At 63.3% G+C, this 17,750-nt stretch carries 17 protein-coding genes; 4 read left to right on the top strand and 13 right to left on the bottom strand.

What is annotated here, in order from left to right:
* Window positions 1–60 precede the first annotated feature (60 nt).
* Entirely contained in the window at window positions 61–1,422 is a 1,362-nt protein-coding gene (locus P8R33_RS01795) for a TonB-dependent receptor (RefSeq protein ID WP_278327275.1), read from the bottom strand.
* 18 nt (window positions 1,423–1,440) lie between these two features.
* Complete coding sequence (locus tag P8R33_RS01800) at window positions 1,441–2,295, bottom strand: TonB-dependent receptor (RefSeq protein WP_278327276.1); 855 nt, start codon at window positions 2,293–2,295, stop codon at window positions 1,441–1,443.
* 270 nt (window positions 2,296–2,565) lie between these two features.
* Between P8R33_RS01800 and purS the strand changes: the two genes are divergently transcribed.
* Both purS and purQ read left to right on the top strand, forming a co-directional pair.
* Window positions 2,566–2,799: a phosphoribosylformylglycinamidine synthase subunit PurS gene (gene purS / locus P8R33_RS01805; RefSeq protein ID WP_278327277.1), complete on the top strand. Its 234-nt coding sequence runs from the start codon at window positions 2,566–2,568 to the stop codon at window positions 2,797–2,799.
* Window positions 2,799–3,470: a phosphoribosylformylglycinamidine synthase subunit PurQ gene (gene purQ / locus P8R33_RS01810; protein ID WP_278327278.1), complete on the top strand. Its 672-nt coding sequence runs from the start codon at window positions 2,799–2,801 to the stop codon at window positions 3,468–3,470. Before purS ends, purQ begins: the two co-directional genes overlap by 1 nt.
* 2 nt (window positions 3,471–3,472) lie before the next feature.
* Here the strand turns inward: purQ and P8R33_RS01815 are convergent, their stop codons facing one another.
* The 3 genes from P8R33_RS01815 to P8R33_RS01825 all read right to left on the bottom strand — a co-directional run bounded on the left by P8R33_RS01815 (window position 3,473) and on the right by P8R33_RS01825 (window position 8,757).
* A complete protein-coding gene (locus P8R33_RS01815) occupies window positions 3,473–5,797 on the bottom strand; it encodes a putative bifunctional diguanylate cyclase/phosphodiesterase (protein ID WP_278327279.1) in 2,325 nt (774 codons plus the stop codon).
* 154 nt (window positions 5,798–5,951) lie between these two features.
* On the bottom strand, window positions 5,952–7,775 hold the full coding sequence (gene glmS, locus P8R33_RS01820; RefSeq protein ID WP_278327280.1) for a glutamine--fructose-6-phosphate transaminase (isomerizing): 1,824 nt from the start codon (window positions 7,773–7,775) through the stop codon (window positions 5,952–5,954).
* A 55-nt stretch (window positions 7,776–7,830) separates the two neighbouring features.
* Entirely contained in the window at window positions 7,831–8,757 is a 927-nt protein-coding gene (locus P8R33_RS01825; protein WP_278327281.1) for a DMT family transporter, read from the bottom strand.
* A 252-nt stretch (window positions 8,758–9,009) separates the two neighbouring features.
* Between P8R33_RS01825 and P8R33_RS01830 the strand changes: the two genes are divergently transcribed.
* Complete coding sequence (locus P8R33_RS01830) at window positions 9,010–10,518, top strand: TadA family conjugal transfer-associated ATPase (RefSeq protein ID WP_278327282.1); 1,509 nt, start codon at window positions 9,010–9,012, stop codon at window positions 10,516–10,518.
* A 4-nt stretch (window positions 10,519–10,522) separates the two neighbouring features.
* Here the strand turns inward: P8R33_RS01830 and P8R33_RS01835 are convergent, their stop codons facing one another.
* The gene (locus P8R33_RS01835; RefSeq protein WP_278327283.1) at window positions 10,523–10,753 is read right to left on the bottom strand and encodes a hypothetical protein; all 231 of its coding nucleotides are present in this window, start codon (window positions 10,751–10,753) and stop codon (window positions 10,523–10,525) included.
* Between the two features lie 114 nt (window positions 10,754–10,867).
* On the opposite strand from P8R33_RS01835, the gene P8R33_RS01840 reads away from it, so the two are divergent.
* Window positions 10,868–10,996, top strand: a complete 129-nt coding sequence (locus P8R33_RS01840; protein ID WP_278327284.1) for an entericidin A/B family lipoprotein — start codon at window positions 10,868–10,870, stop codon at window positions 10,994–10,996.
* Window positions 10,997–11,065: 69 nt separating this feature from the next.
* Here the strand turns inward: P8R33_RS01840 and P8R33_RS01845 are convergent, their stop codons facing one another.
* The 7 genes from P8R33_RS01845 to P8R33_RS01875 all read right to left on the bottom strand — a co-directional run bounded on the left by P8R33_RS01845 (window position 11,066) and on the right by P8R33_RS01875 (window position 17,684).
* A complete protein-coding gene (locus P8R33_RS01845) occupies window positions 11,066–11,662 on the bottom strand; it encodes a DUF938 domain-containing protein (RefSeq protein ID WP_278327285.1) in 597 nt (198 codons plus the stop codon).
* The gene (locus tag P8R33_RS01850) at window positions 11,659–13,209 is read right to left on the bottom strand and encodes a long-chain-fatty-acid--CoA ligase (protein ID WP_278327286.1); all 1,551 of its coding nucleotides are present in this window, start codon (window positions 13,207–13,209) and stop codon (window positions 11,659–11,661) included. Before P8R33_RS01850 ends, P8R33_RS01845 begins: the two co-directional genes overlap by 4 nt.
* A 65-nt stretch (window positions 13,210–13,274) precedes the next feature.
* Window positions 13,275–13,724: an ABA4-like family protein gene (locus tag P8R33_RS01855; protein WP_278327287.1), complete on the bottom strand. Its 450-nt coding sequence runs from the start codon at window positions 13,722–13,724 to the stop codon at window positions 13,275–13,277.
* Between the two features lie 7 nt (window positions 13,725–13,731).
* Window positions 13,732–14,427 carry an NAD(P)H-binding protein gene (locus P8R33_RS01860; RefSeq protein WP_278327288.1) on the bottom strand — a complete coding sequence of 232 codons (696 nt, stop codon included), beginning with the start codon at window positions 14,425–14,427 and terminating at the stop codon, window positions 13,732–13,734.
* The gene (locus P8R33_RS01865; RefSeq protein WP_278327289.1) at window positions 14,420–15,580 is read right to left on the bottom strand and encodes a deoxyguanosinetriphosphate triphosphohydrolase; all 1,161 of its coding nucleotides are present in this window, start codon (window positions 15,578–15,580) and stop codon (window positions 14,420–14,422) included. Before P8R33_RS01865 ends, P8R33_RS01860 begins: the two co-directional genes overlap by 8 nt.
* A gap of 128 nt (window positions 15,581–15,708) precedes the next feature.
* Complete coding sequence (locus tag P8R33_RS01870; protein ID WP_278327290.1) at window positions 15,709–16,860, bottom strand: S8 family serine peptidase; 1,152 nt, start codon at window positions 16,858–16,860, stop codon at window positions 15,709–15,711.
* A gap of 134 nt (window positions 16,861–16,994) precedes the next feature.
* Window positions 16,995–17,684: an aspartate/glutamate racemase family protein gene (locus P8R33_RS01875; RefSeq protein ID WP_278327291.1), complete on the bottom strand. Its 690-nt coding sequence runs from the start codon at window positions 17,682–17,684 to the stop codon at window positions 16,995–16,997.
* Window positions 17,685–17,750: the final 66 nt, after the last annotated feature.

Genomic DNA, 17,750 nt, shown 5'->3' on the forward strand with positions numbered 1-17,750 from the left:
ACGACAAAAAGGCCGGGAAGGCATTCACCCTCCCGGCCTTTTCCCCCGTGACGATTTCAATCAGTAGCGGACGCGGGCCGACACGCCGAAGACGCGCGGGTCGTTCACGAAACCGGTATTGTTGTTGAAATCGATGCCGCCCTTCACATTGTCGGCATCGGTAATGTTGCGCACGAAGGCCGCGACTTCGAGGCTGCCGTCGGTGCGGGCATAGCCGACGCGCAGGCCGCCTTCGATCTGGTTGTTCGCGTTGAACTCCTCGCTCTCGTAGAGGAAGAAGTTCGTCGCGCCCTGATAGGCCCAGTCGGTGAAGGCGAAGATTTCGCCGCCATTGCCGATCGGGAAACCGTAACGCGCCGTTACGTCCGCGATCCATTCGGGCGCATTGGGGAACGGGTTGCCGTCCACCAGCGCGCGCGTGGTGCCGGACAGGACGACGGTCGGATCGATGACGGTACACTGCGCGCAGATGCCTACGGCGAGGTTCTCGTCCTGGATCTTGGTGTCGTTCCAGCTGAGGCCGGCCGTAATCAGGAAATCGGGCGTCACCTGGAAGGCGCTGTCGAGCTCGAAGCCGAGGCCGCGGCCCTTCTCCGCATTGACCAGCTGCACAAGGTTGCCTGCGCCGCCGACGGCAGAGAACTGCGGATCTTCGATCGTGTAGTAATAGACCGCGCCGTTCAGGCGCACGCGGCGGTCGGCCAGCTCGGACTTGAAGCCGACTTCGTAGCTGGTGATCTTCTCCGACAGGGCTATCGAGGGCGGCGCGCCGAAGGCGACGTCGCGCCCCTGGATGGTCGGCGCACGGAAGCCGTTGGCGACGCGTGCGAAGACGCTGGCATCGTCGCTCACGTCGAGGAAGGCGGCGAGGTCCCAGCTAAGGCGCGAGTCCTCGACTTCGCGAAACTGCAGGCCGGGACCGGAGATGAAGGACGGCGAGGTCACGCCGAACTGCTTCTCGTCATCGGTCCAGCGGAGGCCGCCGGTCAGCTTGAGCACGTCGGTCACCTGCGCCGAGAGCTGGCCGAACACCGCCCAGCTATCGTTGGTGTGGCGGACCGTCACGGAAGGCGGGAAATCGAAGCCGACGGTGGTCACGTTGAAATCGCTCTCGAAGACGAACATGCCGACCTGCCAGTCCAGCGTGCCGCCGGTGTCGGAAGCAAGCCGCACCTCGTGGGTGAACTGGTCGAGCTCGATCGAGTCCTGCGTGTCGGAGGGGAACGGGATGAAGCCCGGGCCGCTCACCGGCAGGAAGGCCGCGCCGAAGCCGCCGTCGATATCGCCGCGGCTGGAACCCTCGCTGTTGGCCCAGGAGGTGATGCTGGTGACGGTGGCGAAATCGGCATCGTAGTCGACGCGGATGGTCGCGATGTCGGCCTCGTACTGCGCCTGGTTGCCCGCGCCCGCGTCGTAGAACACGGTCTTGCGGTCGTAATTCTAGTTCAGCTCGTTATCGCCCGGCCCGAGGATATTGGCACGGAACAGCGTCGAGGTGCCTTCGAGGTCGCGCAACTGATACGAACCGAGGATACTCAGCCGGTCGGTCGGCGTCAGCAGCAGCTGGATGCGACCTGCGAGTTCGTCATAGGCGCCATAGGCATCCTCTTCGCCGGTGAAGCCGTTGTCGATGTAGTCGCCGCGGCTCTGCCACAGCCCCGACACGCGGACGGAGGCGATATCCGCCAGCGGCACGGTGATGCCTGCATCGAGCGAGATGGAATCGAAACTGCCATAGCTGATCGAGCCTTGCGCTTCGAAGGTGTCGCCGGGGCGCACGGTGTCGATCTTGACGATGCCGGCAGGTGTGTTGCGACCGAACAGCGTACCCTGCGGACCGCGCAGCACCTCGATGCGCTCGATATCGAAGATGGGGAAGCTCTTGAGCGTCACGTTTTCGAGGACGACATCGTCCATCACCACCGAGACCGGCTGCGAGGCAGCAAGGTCGAAATCGGTATTGCCGAGGCCGCGAATGTAGAAGCGCGGGGCGGCACGCCCGTTCGAGCTCTCGACGAACAGGCCGGGCACGCGTGCGGCGAGTGCGGTGACTTCGGCCCCGGCGTCGAAGATGGTCTTCACCGTGTCGGCATCGAGCGTGGCGGCGGACACCGGCACGTCCTGCAGGTTCTCTTCGCGGCGGTTGGCGGTCACGACGATCGTGTTGAGCTGGCCATCGCCCTGCTGTTCGGCGCCGGTCGGCTCGTCCTGCGCGAAAGCGGGCTGCGAAGCGGCGGCGGCGAGCGCCACCAGGCTTATACCGAACAGGCGGCGGGCACGAATGCGATGGGTCATGGAAAGGTCCTGCTTGATCCCCGCGCGATCCTCGCGGGGCGTTTGGAGGGTAAGGTCGAATGCGACTTGTGGCTCGATAGCCGATTCGCCGGCTATCCGCCTGCTGCAACTGCGAGATGCGTCACCAATCTGTAACCTATGTTGCATCGCGGCTACAGAGTATGTCGCCGGAACACCGTCGCGATGCGGCAAAAGCCTGCCGCTCGTCTTGAAGTGCCGCGCGCTTCGCGGCATAGGCGCGCGCACACTCGCGCTAGCGAAAGGCATCTCATGAAAATCCGCGTTCTCGTCAGTCTCAAGCCCGGCGTGCTCGACCCGCAGGGCCGCGCCGTGCACCACGCGCTGGAAGGGCTCGGCTTTAAAGGCGTGGAGGATGTCCGCATCGGCCGGACGGTCGAACTCGATGTGGCAGACGGCACCAGCGACGAAGCGCTGGATGAAATGTGCCGCAAGCTGCTGGCCAATACGGTGATCGAGAATTACCGCATCGAGAAGGTCGGCTGATGTCTTTCCGCGCCGCCGTCATCACCTTTCCCGGCTCGAACTGCGACCGCGACATGGCAGTGGCGATCGAGCAGGTGTCCAGCAGCGCGCCGCTGCGCGTCTGGCATGGCGATGCAGATTTGCCCGAGCGGCTCGATTTCATCGCCCTGCCCGGCGGCTTCTCCTACGGCGACTATCTGCGGTCGGGCGCGATGGCGGCGAACAGCCCGGTCATGCGCTCGGTCAAGGCCGCTGCGGATCGCGGTGTCCCGGTGCTCGGCGTATGCAATGGCTTTCAGGTCCTGACCGAGGCCGGCCTGCTGCCCGGCGCGCTGATGCGCAATGCCAGCCAGCATTTCATTTGCCGCACCGTCCCGCTCAGGGTCGAGAACGCACAATCGCTGTTCACGAGCGGCTACGAGGCGGGCGAGACGATCAACATCCCGGTCGCGCATCACGACGGCAATTACTTTGCCGACGACGAAACGCTCGACCGCATCGAAGGCGAAGGCGGCGTCGCCTTCCGCTATGCCGAGAATTGCAACGGATCGCGCCGCGATATCGCCGGCGTCCTCAACGCGGCGGGCAACGTCCTCGGCATGATGCCGCACCCCGAACGCGCGATCGAGCCTGCCCATGGCAACACCGACGGGCGCAAGCTGTTCGAAGCGGCGATCAAGGCTTTGGCCTGACCCTAAGCCCGCTTGCGGACAGCCTCCGCATTGCTCCGCACGAACAGCATCCGCACATCGGTGGCAGGCATGGGGCGGCCGAAGTGATAGCCCTGGATCTTGTTGCAGCGCAGGCTGCGGATCATCTCGGCTTCTTCCTCATTCTCCACGCCCTCGGCCGTAGTGGTCATGCCGAGGCTCTCCGCCATGGCGACCACGGCGCGAATGATGGCGAGCGATTCCCGGCTCTGCTGCGCTGCCCCCTGAACGAAGCTGCGATCGACCTTGATGGTCGAGAACTTGAGTTTGCGCAGGTAGCCGAGCGAGGAATAGCCGGTCCCGAAATCGTCCAGCGCGACCGAGCAGCCGAGCGTCATGCACTGCTCCAGCGCCTTGCGGGCCACGCTCGCGTCGCGCAGGAAGATGCTCTCGGTCACCTCGATCTCGAGCCGCTTCGGGTCGAGGCCGCTGTGCGACAGCGCCTGCACCACGGTCGCGGCGAAATCGGGCTCCAGCAGCTGCTCCGGCGAGACGTTGATGTTGACCTTCACATGAGACGGCCAGTTGCCGGCCGCTTCCTTGCACGCTTCCTGCATCACCCAGGTGCCGATCGGCACGATTAGCCGCGTATCTTCCGCCAGCGGGATGAACTTGCCCGGGCTGACGAAGCCATGCTCGCTGCTGTTCCAGCGGACCAGAGTCTCGAAGCTGACGACCTTCTCGGTCTTGGCATCGACCACCGGCTGGTAGTGGAGCAGCATTTCGCCGCGTTCCAACGCCTTGCGGAGCGAAAACTCCAGCTGGCGCTTCTCTTCCGCATTTGCATGGAGCGACGGTTCGTAATCGCAATGCTCGGTACCGCCCGCATCCTTCGCCCGATAAAGCGCGAGGTCGGCATTGCGCAGCAGTTCCTCGACCGTCTTGCCATCGCGCGGACCCACGGCCGAACCGACGCTGGCGCCGACATAGAGGATCTGGTTTTCGATCTGGTATGGCTCTGACAGCTGTTCGATAACGGCGCGTGCGAGACGGTCGATGCGCTTGCGATCGGAGGCGTCGCGGATGACGACAGCGAATTCGTCCCCGCCCAGGCGACCGCAGATCTCGCCTTCACCCGTCAGGCTTTTCAGGCGACCGGCAACCTGCGCCAGCAGCTGGTCTCCGACGAGATGGCCGAGGGAGTCATTGACCGATTTGAAGCGATCCAAATCGATCATCAGGAAAGCGCAGCGCGTGCGCCAATGCGCCGCATACTCCAGCGCTTCGCCCAGCGTTTCATTGAGCAAGAGGCGGTTCGGCAATTGTGTGAGGGTGTCGTAGCGAGCAAGAAAGGCGATCTGGTCGGAGGACTCGCGCTGTTCGGTCACATCGGAGCCGACACCACGGAAGCCAATGAACTTGCCAGCTTCGTCGAGCATGGGGGTGCCGGAGATTTCCCACCAGCGTTCCGCACCGCGAATATTCACGCGGATGACTAGCTCCGAAAAAGATTCCTTGCGCTTCAGCTTCTCAGCGAACTCGCGCAGCCCATCGGAATCGGTAGCGGGATTCAGATCGCGGCCGGAAATAAGGTCGAAAAACAGCTTGCCTTCGGCATCTTCGGCGCTGCATCCGAGCGCAAAGGCGAAGCGTGGCGATACCGATTTCAGGCGGCGGCGCGGATCGATCTGCCAGAGCCAGTCTGCCTGGTTTTCCTCGAATTCCCGCAAGAGCATGGAGACGACTTCGCTTTTTTCCATCGCGGCAGTCTCGTTCAACCGCCCGGTCACTGCGACGCGGGCATTCTCGATAGTGCCGAACGCCGCGAATAACATCGTGAACGTGACAACGGTCAGAAGCAGCCAGTCGCCAGCAAGCAGCGCGGCGACCAGCCCGCCGATCCCTGTCGCGATGGTAAAGGCGATCGATCCAAGCGGGGCGCTGAAACGGCTTGCCGCATTGGCGAGAATTAGAACCGCAGGAATGCTCCAGACGATTGCCAGGTGGTTCGCTCCGCCGGTCTGCGCGAAGAGCATCAAGCCGATCCCCCAGACGACGCCCTTGGCAGCGCTCGCCACGGCATGGCGCCGCATCTCCCAGATGCCAAAATGGACAGTGTCTGCAAAACGCGCAGCCCGATCTTCGTGGGCAGCAAGCAGAACCGCGAAGAACAAGGCCACGCCCCAGGCTCCGATCAGTGCCAGATCGACTTCGCCCCACAGGATCAGGGCGACCAAGGCGAAACCGATCGCATGCGAAATGGCGCGCGCCATCATGCGCTTGCTCAGCTGGGTGTATTGATAGCCGTGGATGCGCGACCACTCGGCACCAGCGGGCGTCGATAGCCCGATAGCTTCCCCAATCGACATTGGTGCGATCCCGTTCGCGGGTGACTTCTCTTGGTCGCTCACCGGGAGACGGTTAACGCTCAATCGTTAGCTGCAGGTAAAGGCCCAATCGATTTTCGTGTAATTACCTGACGTTATCGCAGTTCGCTTTTCCGTAAGGAATACAGCGACGAACTCACTCCACCGTGACCGATTTCGCCAGATTGCGGGGTTGATCGACGTCGGTGCCTTTGACGCAGGCGACATGATAGGCGAGCAGTTGGACCGGTACTGCGTAAACGAGCGGAGCAATGAGCGGATGCACCTTGGGCATCTCGATCGTCGCCAGGCAGCCCTCGCCGGCCTGTTCCAGACCCTCGCGGTCGGAAATCAGGACCACCTGTCCACCGCGTGCGCGCACCTCCTCCATATTGGAAACGGTCTTTTCGAACAGCGGACCGGACGACGCGAGGACGATGACAGGCACATCTTCGTCGATCAACGCGATCGGCCCGTGCTTCATCTCGCCGCTCGCATAGCCCTCGGCGTGGATATAGCTGATTTCCTTGAGCTTGAGCGCGCCTTCCAGCGCCATCGGAAAATCGGGGCCGCGGCCGAGATACAGCACGTCGCGCGCGGGGGCGATCAGCGGGGCCATCGCTGCGATGTCGTCATCGTGATCGAGCGCCGCATTGAGACAGGCAGGTGCTTCCAAGAGGTGTTTGACGACTTCATATTCTTCGTCGCGGCTCATCAAGCCCTTCTTGACTGCCATATGCGCGGCCAGTGCAGCGAGGACCGCCAGCTGGCACGTAAACGCCTTGGTCGAAGCAACACCGATTTCCGGGCCCGCATGGGTCGGCAGCAGCAGGTCGGCCTCGCGTGCCATCGTACTCGTCGGTACGTTGACGACCACTGCGATAGTCTGGCCGTTTTCCTTGCAATGGCGGAGCGCCGCAAGGGTGTCGGCAGTCTCTCCGCTCTGCGATATGAAGAGCGACAGACCGCGCTCTTCCAGCACCGGCTCACGGTAGCGGAATTCCGAAGCAACATCGATGTCGACCGGTACGCGTGCGAATTGCTCGAACCAGTATTTCGCTACCATGCCTGCATAATACGATGTGCCGCACGCGACGATCGTGACCCGCCGGATGCTGGAAATGTCGAAATCGAACTGCGGCAGCGCGACCGAAACGTCTTCCCGTCGCAGATATGAAGAGAGGGTCTGCGCCACCACGGTGGGCTGCTCGAAAATCTCCTTTTGCATGAAGTGACGATAATTGCCCTTCTCGGTTGCCGCGGCCGACGCGCCTGAGGTGCGCACCTCGCGCTCTACCTTCTCGTTTTCCTCGTCGAAGATCTGCGCACCTTCCTGCGTGATCTCCACCCAGTCGCCTTCTTCGAGGTAGGATATCTTCTGCGTCAGCGGGGCGAGCGCGAGCGCATCCGAACCAAGGTAGGTCTCGCCTTCCCCATAGCCGACCACCAGCGGCGAGCCGCGACGCGCGCCGATCAGCATGTCGGGATGGTCGCGAAAAGCGATCGCCAGCGCGAAAGCACCGCGCAGACGGGGCAGCATGTTGGCAACAGCTTCGTGCGGCGTTTCACCATTTTCGAGGCGGCGCGTCAGCAGGTGGGCTACCACTTCGCTATCCGTATCGCTTTCCATCGTGCGACCGGCAGCCTTAACTTCGTCTCGCAATTCCTTGTAATTTTCGATGATCCCGTTGTGGACTATCGCTACCTTGTCGGTCGCATGCGGATGAGCATTGCTTGCCGTCGGCGCGCCATGGGTGGCCCAGCGGGTGTGCGCGATACCGATATCGCCGGGCGCGGGATTGCCGGCGAGAACCTCGACCAGATTGGCAAGCTTGCCTTCAGCCCGGCGGCGGATCAGTTCGCCGCCATCGACCGTGCAGATCCCGGCGCTGTCATATCCGCGATATTCCATTCGCTTCAGCCCGTCGACGAGCCGATCGGCTACCGCTTCCTTGCCGACGATTCCGATAATTCCGCACATTGCTTACTGTCCCCGCTTTGGCGTGGCGTGTGACTTAGCGGTTATCGCCCCGCTTTCAATCGTCTTTACCCGGCGCTGCCGTAGACCGCGCTACCGCTGGCCGCGCCGCAGGCGTGGAGCGCCAGAGCAGTAGCCCCGCCGCGATGATGATGCCCGCACCGGCAAGCGTCGCCACATCGGGAATATCGCCGAACCACCACCACCCCATGAACGTCGCGACCAGCATCTGGATATAAGTCGTGGGCGCTATGGTGGCCGCACCCGCGCGCATCGTGCCCAGATAGGTCAGCCAATGGGCCGTACTGGCCGTCACAGCAACGACCGCGCATCGCGCGATGACCGTCCAGTCGGGCATGGTGACGCGCAGTTCGTCCACGCCGGACCAGTGGCCGCCGAGCATCGCCAGCACCAGCCACGGCATGGCAGCGGTCGCGATAAAGGCCTGCATCGACAGCGCGCTCCCCTGCCCCGCGCTTGCCCGGTTGGCGACGACCATCAGCGCGAAGAAGCTGGCCGAGGCGAGCGGCAACAGCGCGACCCAGCCGAGAGCGGCGAGATTCGGGCGCAATACCAGCGCGACGCCAGCCAGCGCCACGAGGGAGGCGATCCATACGGCCGGGCGCACTTTCTCTTTCAACAGAGGCCCGCTCAATAGTGCGACGAACACCGGCGAAACGAACGCCAGCGCCATCGCCGAAGCGAGCGGCATGACGTAGATCGCCGAGAAGAAGCACAACGACGCTGCCGCCAGACAGAACCCGCGCGCTGCCTGCAGCCAGGGATGACTGGGCCTGAAGCCCGCCGCACCCTCACTGCGCAGGAGCAATGCCGACAAGGCCACCGCCCCGATTGCAAAGCGCAAGGTCGCCACGGCCAGCGGCGACCATTCGCCCGCCATCGTCTTGATCACCGCATCGCCGACGGACAGGGTCGCGAAACCGGCCGTCGCCAGCAGGATCCCGCGTCTCTCGTCGTCTTGCATGATCGGCCCCGCCGCTTGAACAGCATCGTCGCTAGACAATGTGCCGTCCGGTGACCAGCCGTTAACTCTCCCTCGTCCAGAGATCGTCTGCGCGCCGTACGGTTCATTCGGCCAAACCGCCAATGTCGCACCGGCACATTAGGGAAAAATCAAGGTTTCCAACTTATTCACCACGACGAGAAAGACAGCCCAGGCGATCCTGCGATCGAGGGGCTGTATCGCGAACGACCAGGTTTTTCGGGGGTTTAGGCAATGAGCGCATTCGGACGGAAGAACGGGCAGGCAGGCATGGCCTCCGGTGCGCGTCCGAAATTCGGCAGTGCCCGCCCGATGCAAGGCGGCGCACCTGCCCCTTCGCCGAGCGAGAACAAGAGCGACAGCAACGGCGGCGAGCAGTTTCCGCCGCTGCCGGCGGACGGTGGTCCGAGCGACGATGCGATGGCGCGTCTGTCGGAGCGCATGAACGCCCAGCATTCGAACCAGTCAGAAGTCGGCGGCTTCGAAGCGAGCGTCCACAAGATCAAGGAACAGGTGCTGCCGCGCCTGCTCGAACGCGTCGATCCCGAAGCAGCGGCAACGCTCACCAAAGACGAGCTGTCGGAAGAATTCCGTCCGATCATCATGGAGGTGCTGGCCGAGCTCAAGGTCACGCTGAACCGCCGCGAACAGTTTGCGCTCGAGAAGGTGCTCGTCGACGAGTTGCTCGGCTTCGGTCCGCTCGAGGAACTGCTGAACGATCCCGACGTGACCGACATTATGGTCAACGGGCCCGACCAGACCTATATCGAAAAGAAGGGCAAGCTGACGATCGCGCCGATCAAGTTCCGCGACGAACAGCACCTGTTCCAGATCGCCCAGCGCATCGTGAACCAGGTCGGTCGCCGCGTCGACCAGACCACCCCGCTGGCCGACGCCCGCCTCAAAGACGGCAGCCGTGTGAACGTCATCGTTCCGCCGCTGTCGCTGAAGGGCACGGCGATCTCGATTCGTAAGTTCTCGGAAAAGCCCATCACGCTCGACATGCTCAAGGACTTCGGTTCGATGAGCGAGAAGATGTGTACCGCGCTCAAGATCGCGGGCGCTTGCCGAATGAACATCGTCATCTCGGGCGGTACCGGTTCGGGTAAGACGACCATGCTCAACGCCCTGTCGAAGATGATCGACCCGGGCGAGCGCGTGCTGACGATCGAGGACGCGGCCGAACTTCGCCTGCAACAGCCGCACTGGCTGCCGCTGGAAACCCGCCCGCCGAACCTCGAAGGCCAGGGCGCCATCACCATCGGCGACCTCGTGAAGAACGCCCTGCGTATGCGCCCCGACCGCATCATCCTGGGCGAAATTCGCGGCGCGGAATGTTTCGACCTTCTCGCCGCCATGAACACAGGCCACGACGGCTCCATGTGTACGCTCCACGCCAACAGCCCGCGCGAATGCCTCGGCCGTATGGAAAACATGATCCTGATGGGCGACATCAAGATCCCGAAGGAAGCCATCAGCCGCCAGATCGCTGAGTCAGTCGATCTCATCGTACAGGTGAAGCGCCTGCGCGACGGTTCGCGCCGCACCACCGACATCACCGAGGTGATCGGGATGGAAGGCGACGTGATTGTCACCCAGAACCTGTTCAAGTTCGAGTATCTCGACGAGAGCGACGACGGGAAGATCCTCGGTGAGTTCCGCTCCTCGGGCCTGCGCCCCTACACGCTGGAAAAGGCGCGCCAGTTCGGCTTCGATCAAGCCTATCTGGAGGCGTGCCTCTAAGCGTCTAGCCTTGCATGATCGCAGGGACCGACACGGCGAGCATCCCACCGCCGAGCACTGCGAACATCACGAACAGCCCGGTCCACGGCACCCAGCCGACCTGGTTGATCTGCGTTCGTTTCAGCCGCCTGCGCTCCATAAGCGAGCAGATACCGGCGACGACCAGCAAGGCTACGCCCCATAATGCGAGTATTTCGGCATCGCTGGCGAACAGGAGAAAATCAGGCTCTGTCATCGCGCGCCATATGGTGGCGGCAAACAAGCCCCGCAACTCCTTCGGGAACCGGATCGGGAATGGGTCGTTTTGATCTTCAAGCTCGCTGTTGAGCCCTTCGGGAAAGGACAGGACATGCTGAAAAAGATCCTGCTTGCATTTGGAATTACCACGGTGGCTCTGACTGCCACGGCCTGCAACACCGTCCGCGGTGTCGGACAGGACATTCAGTCGGTCGGCGATGCCGGGGACGAAGTCATCTGACCCGACCCCTATCGCAGAGTTTTCAAGACGCCCGCCCTCACCGGCGGGCGTTTTCCTTTGCGGAGCAGATTACGCTTGCCGACGGTACACTACGGTGAGATTGTTCGCTGGCATGGGATAGCGTTTGGTGCGCCTGAATCCGCGGGCTTGGGCAAGTTGGTCAACGTCCGACAGATTTCGCAAACCCCATAACGGATTGCGGGCGTTCAGGCTCTCGTCGAAGGCGGTATTCGATGGCGCGGTTGCGACGTCATCCTCGACAAAAGGGCCGTAAAGTATCAGCGGATGCTCGGCATCGAGGACTGTGGCCGCATGCCGCACCAGACCCTCGGTAGCGCACCATGGGCTGATATGGATCATATTGATGCAGAGCACGGCCGCCGCGCTCGACACAGGCCAAGCCTCTGCTGCTGCGTCCAGCTTCACCGGCAATCGCAAATTGTCCAGCCCGTCCTCTTCGCGCCATGCCGCGATCGATGCGATCGCTTCGGGGTCGGGATCGCTCGGCTGCCAGACGAGCGCGGGAAAGCGCCGCGCAAAGGCCAGCGCATGCTCGCCGGACCCGCTCGCGATCTCCAGCACCAGTCCGCTTTCGGGCAATTCCTCAGCCAGAACATCGCCGATGGGCAGGACATTGCGCCCCGCCGCAGGCGCATACCGCTTCAATTTACCGCCCGATCGCGCCCTTCCCAATAGGGGGCACGCAGCTCCCGCCGCAGGATCTTGCCGCTTGCATTGCGCGGCATCGCCTCGATCACGTCGACCGTCTTCGGCACCTTGAAGCCTGCCAACCTCTCGCGCGTGAAGGCGATGATATCGGTCGGATCCACTTCGCTGCCAGGTTTGGGCACGACGCAGGCTTTCACTGCCTCACCCCAAGTATCGTCCGGAACACCTACCACGGCGACTTCGGCAACCGCCGGGTGGCCGTAGATCGCGCTTTCGACCTGCGCCGGATAGACGTTTTCTCCCCCGGAGATGATCATGTCCTTGATGCGATCCTGGATGAAGACATAGCCGTCCTCGTCCATATAGGCCGCATCGCCGGTGTGCATCCAGCCGTCGATCAGCGAGGACGACGTCGCCTCCGGCAGGTTCCAATAGCCTGCCATGTTCGACGGACTCTTGCAGATCAGTTCGCCGACCTCGCCGCGGGGCAGTTCCTCGCCATCCTCGCCGACAACCTTGAGCTCGGCCCCCGGTACGGCCTTGCCCGCCGATTTCATTCGCTGGTTGCCCTCGAGACTATGGTCTTCCGGCGGCAGCATCGCGATGGTGCCGGTCGTCTCCGTCATGCCGTAGCATTGCAGAAAGCCTGCATCGGGTATCGTCTGCACCGCCTCGCGCAGCAGGTCGAGCGGGATCGGCGCCGCGCCATACATGACGTATTTCACGCCGGACATGTCGGTATCCTTCGCGCGTGGGTGCTGGATCACCATCTGCAGCGCGGCAGGCACGATGAAGAGGCGGGTGATGCCCTGCTCGAAGCCGTCGAGGACGCCGTCGGGGGTAAATTCCGCCTGCACGATGGCGCGGATGCCCGCCGCCATCGCCATGATGCCGAGGCCCGTCCCGCCGATATGCGCGCAGGGCATGCAGACGAGGATTGCCTCGTCGTCATCCCAGCTCGACCACGGCTGCGCCGCCTCCTCTGCCGGAACGCGCAGCGAGAAGAGGTTGGCATTCGTAAGCACCGCGCCCTTGGGGTTGCCGGTGGTGCCCGAGGTGTAAAGCTGGAGGATGGCGTCGTCGGGACCAGCGGCTTCGAATTGTGCCGGATCTGTCGCTTCGATTTCCGCGAGCGCGCTTGGCGTGTCGACCACTTCGGGCGCGCTTTCCATCTGTCCGCACGCCTTGGCGGCAAGCTCGTCGAAACCGTTGTCGATGAAGAGCACCTTCGCGCCCGTGTCGCCGAGGATGTAGGCAATCTCGGGCGCGGCGAGTCGCCAGCCGATCGGGACCATCACCGCGCCAAGCCGGGCCGCGGAGTAGAACAGCTCGAAATAGTGGCGAGCGTTCTTGCCTAGCCAGGCGATCCTATCGCCCTTGGCGACACCATGTGCGCCCAGCATCCCGACGATTTTACGCGAGCGCAGTTCGAGTTCGCTGAAGGTCAGCGCATTGCCATCCTGCTCCAGCGCGACGGTATCGGGCTTCTCTTCAGCCCAATGCCGCATCAGTTCGTCGAATGTAAGTTTGTCCGTTGCCGACATAGGTCCTCTCCGCTGTTTTCAGCTGCGAGGCGCATCATGCCACATCGGTTGCATGGAGCAACCTGCTATTGCCATCGCCCCTGCTTGCGGGCGCTTCGCTCCCGGATTGCAAGCCACAGGAACAGGCCGAGCGGCCCTGCAAAAAAGGTTGCGAGCAGGATCGGTGCCTGCACGACGCGGGAGAACCCCTTGGCATCGGCATCGCGCGCGATCCACAGGCCGACGAAGAGATCGAAGGCTAGATAGTGGACCCAGCCGACGGTCACGCCCGCCTCGGTCGCGAAGATCGTCCGAACGCCTTCGAGTGTGGTGAAATCCGAGGCTGCGCCGCTTCCGCCGCCTTCGAGCAAGCCGCTGAACAGTCCGATCACGCAGACCGCATACGTCAGGCACAGCAGGCCGACACCTAGATAGAGAACCGCCGCAAGCAAAGCGGGCCAGCGCGGCAAGGCAATCAGGCCGATCCACATCACCAGCGCGAGGCCGTTTGCCAGTCCGAAAAGCGTCTCCCACATGGCGGCTTTATCCCTCGTCCAGTCGCGGCAGCGTCTTCGCCGCGCGCATGATCGCGTCGTTATCGTGGATGAAGCGACCGCGTGCCGCTCGGCGCGCCAGGGCCAGCGCCGCATCGGCGACCGTCTCGGCCCTGATCGCCCGATACTGGCGGAAACCGCCATGCAGCATGAGATTGACGAAAGGCGCTGCCGCGAGCCCGATCCGCTCGCCCGGGCGGCGGTCGTTATCCCGCTTGCCGCGCAGCAGGCCCGGGCGCAGGATATCGAGCCGGTCGAAGCGCAGTTTCGTCAAATCTCGCTCGACCTCGCCCTTCACCTTCAAATAGAAGTTTTTCGACGCGATCGCCGCACCGACCGAGCTGACGTGGACGAAGCGCTCCACCCCCTGCGCCTTGGCGGCCTCGGCCACGCTGAGCACGAGATCTTGGTCGACCGCGCGGAACGCCGCTTCGTCCTCGCCCGATTTCTTCCACGTGGTACCGAGCGCGCAGATCATCGCCCTGGGCTTGATCGCTTCGACGACCTCGCCCCATTTTCCAGGCTCGGCCACGAACAGCTCCATCCTGATGCCCTTCGGCAGCTGAGCTTCGCGCCGGGCGATCGCCGAGAGCCGCACATCCTCGCGCCCGACGCAGGCCTCCATCACCTTGCCGCCGATGAGACCGGTCGCACCGATCAACACGATCCGCAGCGCGTCAGACATTGCTCAGCCCTTCCGGGGCGCGCCCGTAGATGCGGCGCACCTGCTCGAGAGCGAAGCGGTCGGTCATGCCCGCGATGAAATCCGCGATGTTACGGCTGCGCTGCGGCTCGCCCTGCGGATGCTTCGCCAGCCAGTCGTCCGGCATGGTCGAGGGATCCTGGCTGTAAGCCGCGTAGAGCCGAGAGATTACATCGCGCGCGCGCTCTGCTGTGACAAGCTGTTCGGGGTGGTAGTACAACCGGTCATACATGAATTTCTTCAGCCGCCGTTCCTGCTCCGCCATTCCGGCAGAGAAGGCCGCGAGCGGTTTGCCCGCACCACGCACTTCGTCGACGCTCCCGACGCCATCGACGCGCGATCGGGTCTCGGTCAGCAGGTCGTTGACCATCAGGCCGATCTGCGTGCGGACCAATTCGCGCAGCTTGCGCTCATGTGGGGCGTGCGGGAAACGCGTCTCCACCGCCCGCCACTGGTCGGCCAGCAGGTCGAGCGTCAGCAGGTCGTCGAGCTCGAGAAAACCGGCGCGCAGGCCATCGTCGATATCGTGGTTGTCGTAAGCGATGTCATCGGCGAGCGCAGCCACCTGCGCTTCAAGCGAGGGCCAAGTGTCCAGTTCGAGCGGAAAGGCCGCGTCGATTTCCGCCAATGCCCAGTTCGGTGCCGCGACCGGACCGTTGTGCTTGGCGAGGCCCTCCAGCGTTTCCCACGTCAGGTTCAGCCCGTCGTGGTCGCAATAGGGGTTTTCCAGCCGCGCCAGCGTGCGGATGCCCTGCGCGTTGTGGTCGTAGCCGCCGGCCTGTACCATCGCCTCTTCCAGCGCAGTCTCCCCGGCATGGCCGAAGGGCGGATGGCCGATGTCGTGGCCCAGGCAGAGCGCTTCGGTCAGGTCTTCGTCCAGCCCCAGTTCGCGCGCGATGACCCGGCCGATCTGCGCCACTTCGATGCTGTGCGTCAGGCGGGTGCGGTAGTGGTCGCCATCGGGAGCGACAAATACCTGCGTCTTGGAGCGCAGTCGGCGGAAGGCGATCGAATGGACGATGCGGTCGCGGTCGCGCTGGAATTCGCTGCGCGGACCGCGCGTGCCTTCGCGTTCCTCGGGGAACTCGCGGCCCCGCGATTTGGCGGGATCGGCAGCATAGGGTGCTCTCGTCATCGGGGGCGGGGTTAAGCCAGCGCACCAGCGCGGACAACGTGAACAGAGGGCGAACCCGCAATCTTATCGGCTAAAAAGAAAGGGCCGCGCGACCAGTGCCGCGCAGCCCTCCTGTCATTCGGCTGCGATCAGTTAATGCCGATCGTGTCCGGATTGCCGTCCGGGTCGCCATTGACAGTGCCGCCGGAACGGATGCTGCCCAGCAGCAGCAGGCCGGCCGCGTGCGGGCTGGCCATCGAGGTGCCCGACAGCGTGGCGTAGCCACCGTCCTTGTAGGTCGACGGAATGGCCGAACCCGGCTCTGCGAAGTCTACCGGCGGGTTGCCGTAGTTCGAGAAGCTCGACCAACTGTCGTTGTTCCGCGTGAACGAGCTGATCGTGTAGATATTCGGGTGATTGGCCGACGCAGGCGACTTGGTGGTCGCGCTGGTGCTTTCGTTGCCGGCAGCCAGCGCGAACTCGAGCCCGCCCTGTGCCGCAGCGATGACGGCATCGTTCAGCGCCTGGCTGAAGCCGCCGCCGAGCGACATATTGGCTACGTCGTTGCCGTTGTCGATGCTGGCAGCATAGTCCACACCGGCGATCACGCCGCTGTTCGAACCCGAACCGCGACGGTCGAGCACCTTGATGCCCACCACGGTCGTACCCGGCGCAACGCCGACGACGCCGATGCCATTGCCCTTGATAGCCGCGATCGTACCCGCGACATGCGTACCGTGACCGTTGCCATCGTCCGCATTCTTGTCCCGCGTTGCGTTGAACGCGCTGGACAGCGCGACATCGACATTGAGGTCAGGGTGATCGAGATCGACGCCGGTGTCGATGACGAGCGCGCGGCCCGCAGCGCCGCTGAGCCCGCCACCGACGCGCGTCACACCCCACGGCGTGCTTTCGCTCGGCTGCGTGCCACCGCCACCGCTGCCCGGCTTGTTGCCGCGGCCCTGCGCGGTCGCCATCACCTGGTCCTGCTCGCAATAGGCGATGCGCGGGTTGTTCGCCTGCATTTTGGAGACGCCTTGCGCCGACGCATTCACCGAGAAACCACGAATGGTATTCTTGTAGGTGAAGCCGACAGCGCCACCCGCTGCCTTGGCCGAGCGGTTGGCTTCGGCTTTCACATTGCCCTTGGCGACGAGGCCGGGGTTGAAGACGCAGATGTAGGAATTTTCGATTTTCGCGCCCTTGGCAGGCGTCGATTGGGCATTGCCGGAATTGGCCAAGCCGGCAGCCGCAAGCGCAACGAGGCTAGCGGCCGCAATGCGACCGTACGTAATTTTCATGTTGTCAGTCCCTTCCCTCAAATAGGAAAAGGCAGCATGACGGCGATCCCGTCGCAATCAATATTGCGATGGTTAATTTCAGCCGAAAATCTGCGCGGTGTACCCGAAAAGACGCATTCCCATGCGCCGCTATATCAATTGATGATCCAGTCGGCTGCCGCACGGCAGTGGATATCGGTGGAATCGAACACCGGCAGCACATTGGCGCGCGTGTCGACGACCAGTTCGAGTTCGGTACAGGCAAGGACGATCGCATCCGCGCCTTCCTTGTCCTTCGACGTGATGAGCGTTTTCAACGCCCGCTCCGCATCCCGCGTTACGCGGCCCAGCATCAGCTCCTTGTAGATGATCCCGTCCACCATTTCGACATCCTCGGGATTGGGCGGCAGCAGCTCCACGCCATGAGCGATCAGACGCTGGCGGTAGAAGCTCTCCGTCATCACGGTGCGCGTGCCGAGAATGGCAGCGCTCTCGCATTCGGCAGCCTGCATCGCGTCGCCGACGGCGTCGGCAATGTGCAAGAGCGGGATGGACACGGCTTCGGCCACCTGATCGTAAACCCGGTGCATGGTGTTGGCGGCAATAACTAGGCCTTGCGCGCCCGCGCTTTCCAGGCGTCGGGCGGAATCGACGAGAATACCCGCCACTGCGTCCCAATCGTCGCCTTGCTTGGCTTCGTAGACCTTCGAATAATCGAGGCTTTCAATGAGCATCGGCGCGCTCGCCATCGGCGGCGCCTGCTTCTGCACGAATTTGTTGATGCGCTCGTAATAGGCGCGGGTCGAGATCCAGCTCATGCCGCCGATCAGCCCGAGTGTGCGCAAGATTAAACCCCTTTTACCCTGATGCAGCAGGCCCTTGGCGAACCCGTCTGCGTTTCAGGTGCTTAG

Origin of the sequence: Qipengyuania flavescens (genome assembly GCF_029688735.1) — a bacterium.
Taxonomy (GTDB): Bacteria; Pseudomonadota; Alphaproteobacteria; order Sphingomonadales; family Sphingomonadaceae; genus Qipengyuania.

What these genes read in the sequence shown, in the direction of transcription:
- purS (WP_278327277.1), top strand. Translation starts at nt 2,566, where the DNA reads ATGAAAATCCGCGTTCTCGTCAGTCTCAAGCCCGGCGTGCTCGACCCG.
- P8R33_RS01830 (WP_278327282.1), top strand. Translation starts at nt 9,010, where the DNA reads ATGAGCGCATTCGGACGGAAGAACGGGCAGGCAGGCATGGCCTCCGGT.
- purQ (WP_278327278.1), top strand. Translation starts at nt 2,799, where the DNA reads ATGTCTTTCCGCGCCGCCGTCATCACCTTTCCCGGCTCGAACTGCGAC.
- P8R33_RS01870 (WP_278327290.1), bottom strand. Translation starts at nt 16,860, where the DNA reads ATGAAAATTACGTACGGTCGCATTGCGGCCGCTAGCCTCGTTGCGCTT.
- P8R33_RS01800 (WP_278327276.1), bottom strand. Translation starts at nt 2,295, where the DNA reads ATGACCCATCGCATTCGTGCCCGCCGCCTGTTCGGTATAAGCCTGGTG.
- P8R33_RS01860 (WP_278327288.1), bottom strand. Translation starts at nt 14,427, where the DNA reads ATGTCTGACGCGCTGCGGATCGTGTTGATCGGTGCGACCGGTCTCATC.
- P8R33_RS01855 (WP_278327287.1), bottom strand. Translation starts at nt 13,724, where the DNA reads ATGTGGGAGACGCTTTTCGGACTGGCAAACGGCCTCGCGCTGGTGATG.
- P8R33_RS01850 (WP_278327286.1), bottom strand. Translation starts at nt 13,209, where the DNA reads ATGTCGGCAACGGACAAACTTACATTCGACGAACTGATGCGGCATTGG.
- P8R33_RS01840 (WP_278327284.1), top strand. Translation starts at nt 10,868, where the DNA reads ATGCTGAAAAAGATCCTGCTTGCATTTGGAATTACCACGGTGGCTCTG.
- P8R33_RS01865 (WP_278327289.1), bottom strand. Translation starts at nt 15,580, where the DNA reads ATGACGAGAGCACCCTATGCTGCCGATCCCGCCAAATCGCGGGGCCGC.
- P8R33_RS01815 (WP_278327279.1), bottom strand. Translation starts at nt 5,797, where the DNA reads ATGTCGATTGGGGAAGCTATCGGGCTATCGACGCCCGCTGGTGCCGAG.
- P8R33_RS01825 (WP_278327281.1), bottom strand. Translation starts at nt 8,757, where the DNA reads ATGCAAGACGACGAGAGACGCGGGATCCTGCTGGCGACGGCCGGTTTC.
- P8R33_RS01835 (WP_278327283.1), bottom strand. Translation starts at nt 10,753, where the DNA reads ATGACAGAGCCTGATTTTCTCCTGTTCGCCAGCGATGCCGAAATACTC.
- glmS (WP_278327280.1), bottom strand. Translation starts at nt 7,775, where the DNA reads ATGTGCGGAATTATCGGAATCGTCGGCAAGGAAGCGGTAGCCGATCGG.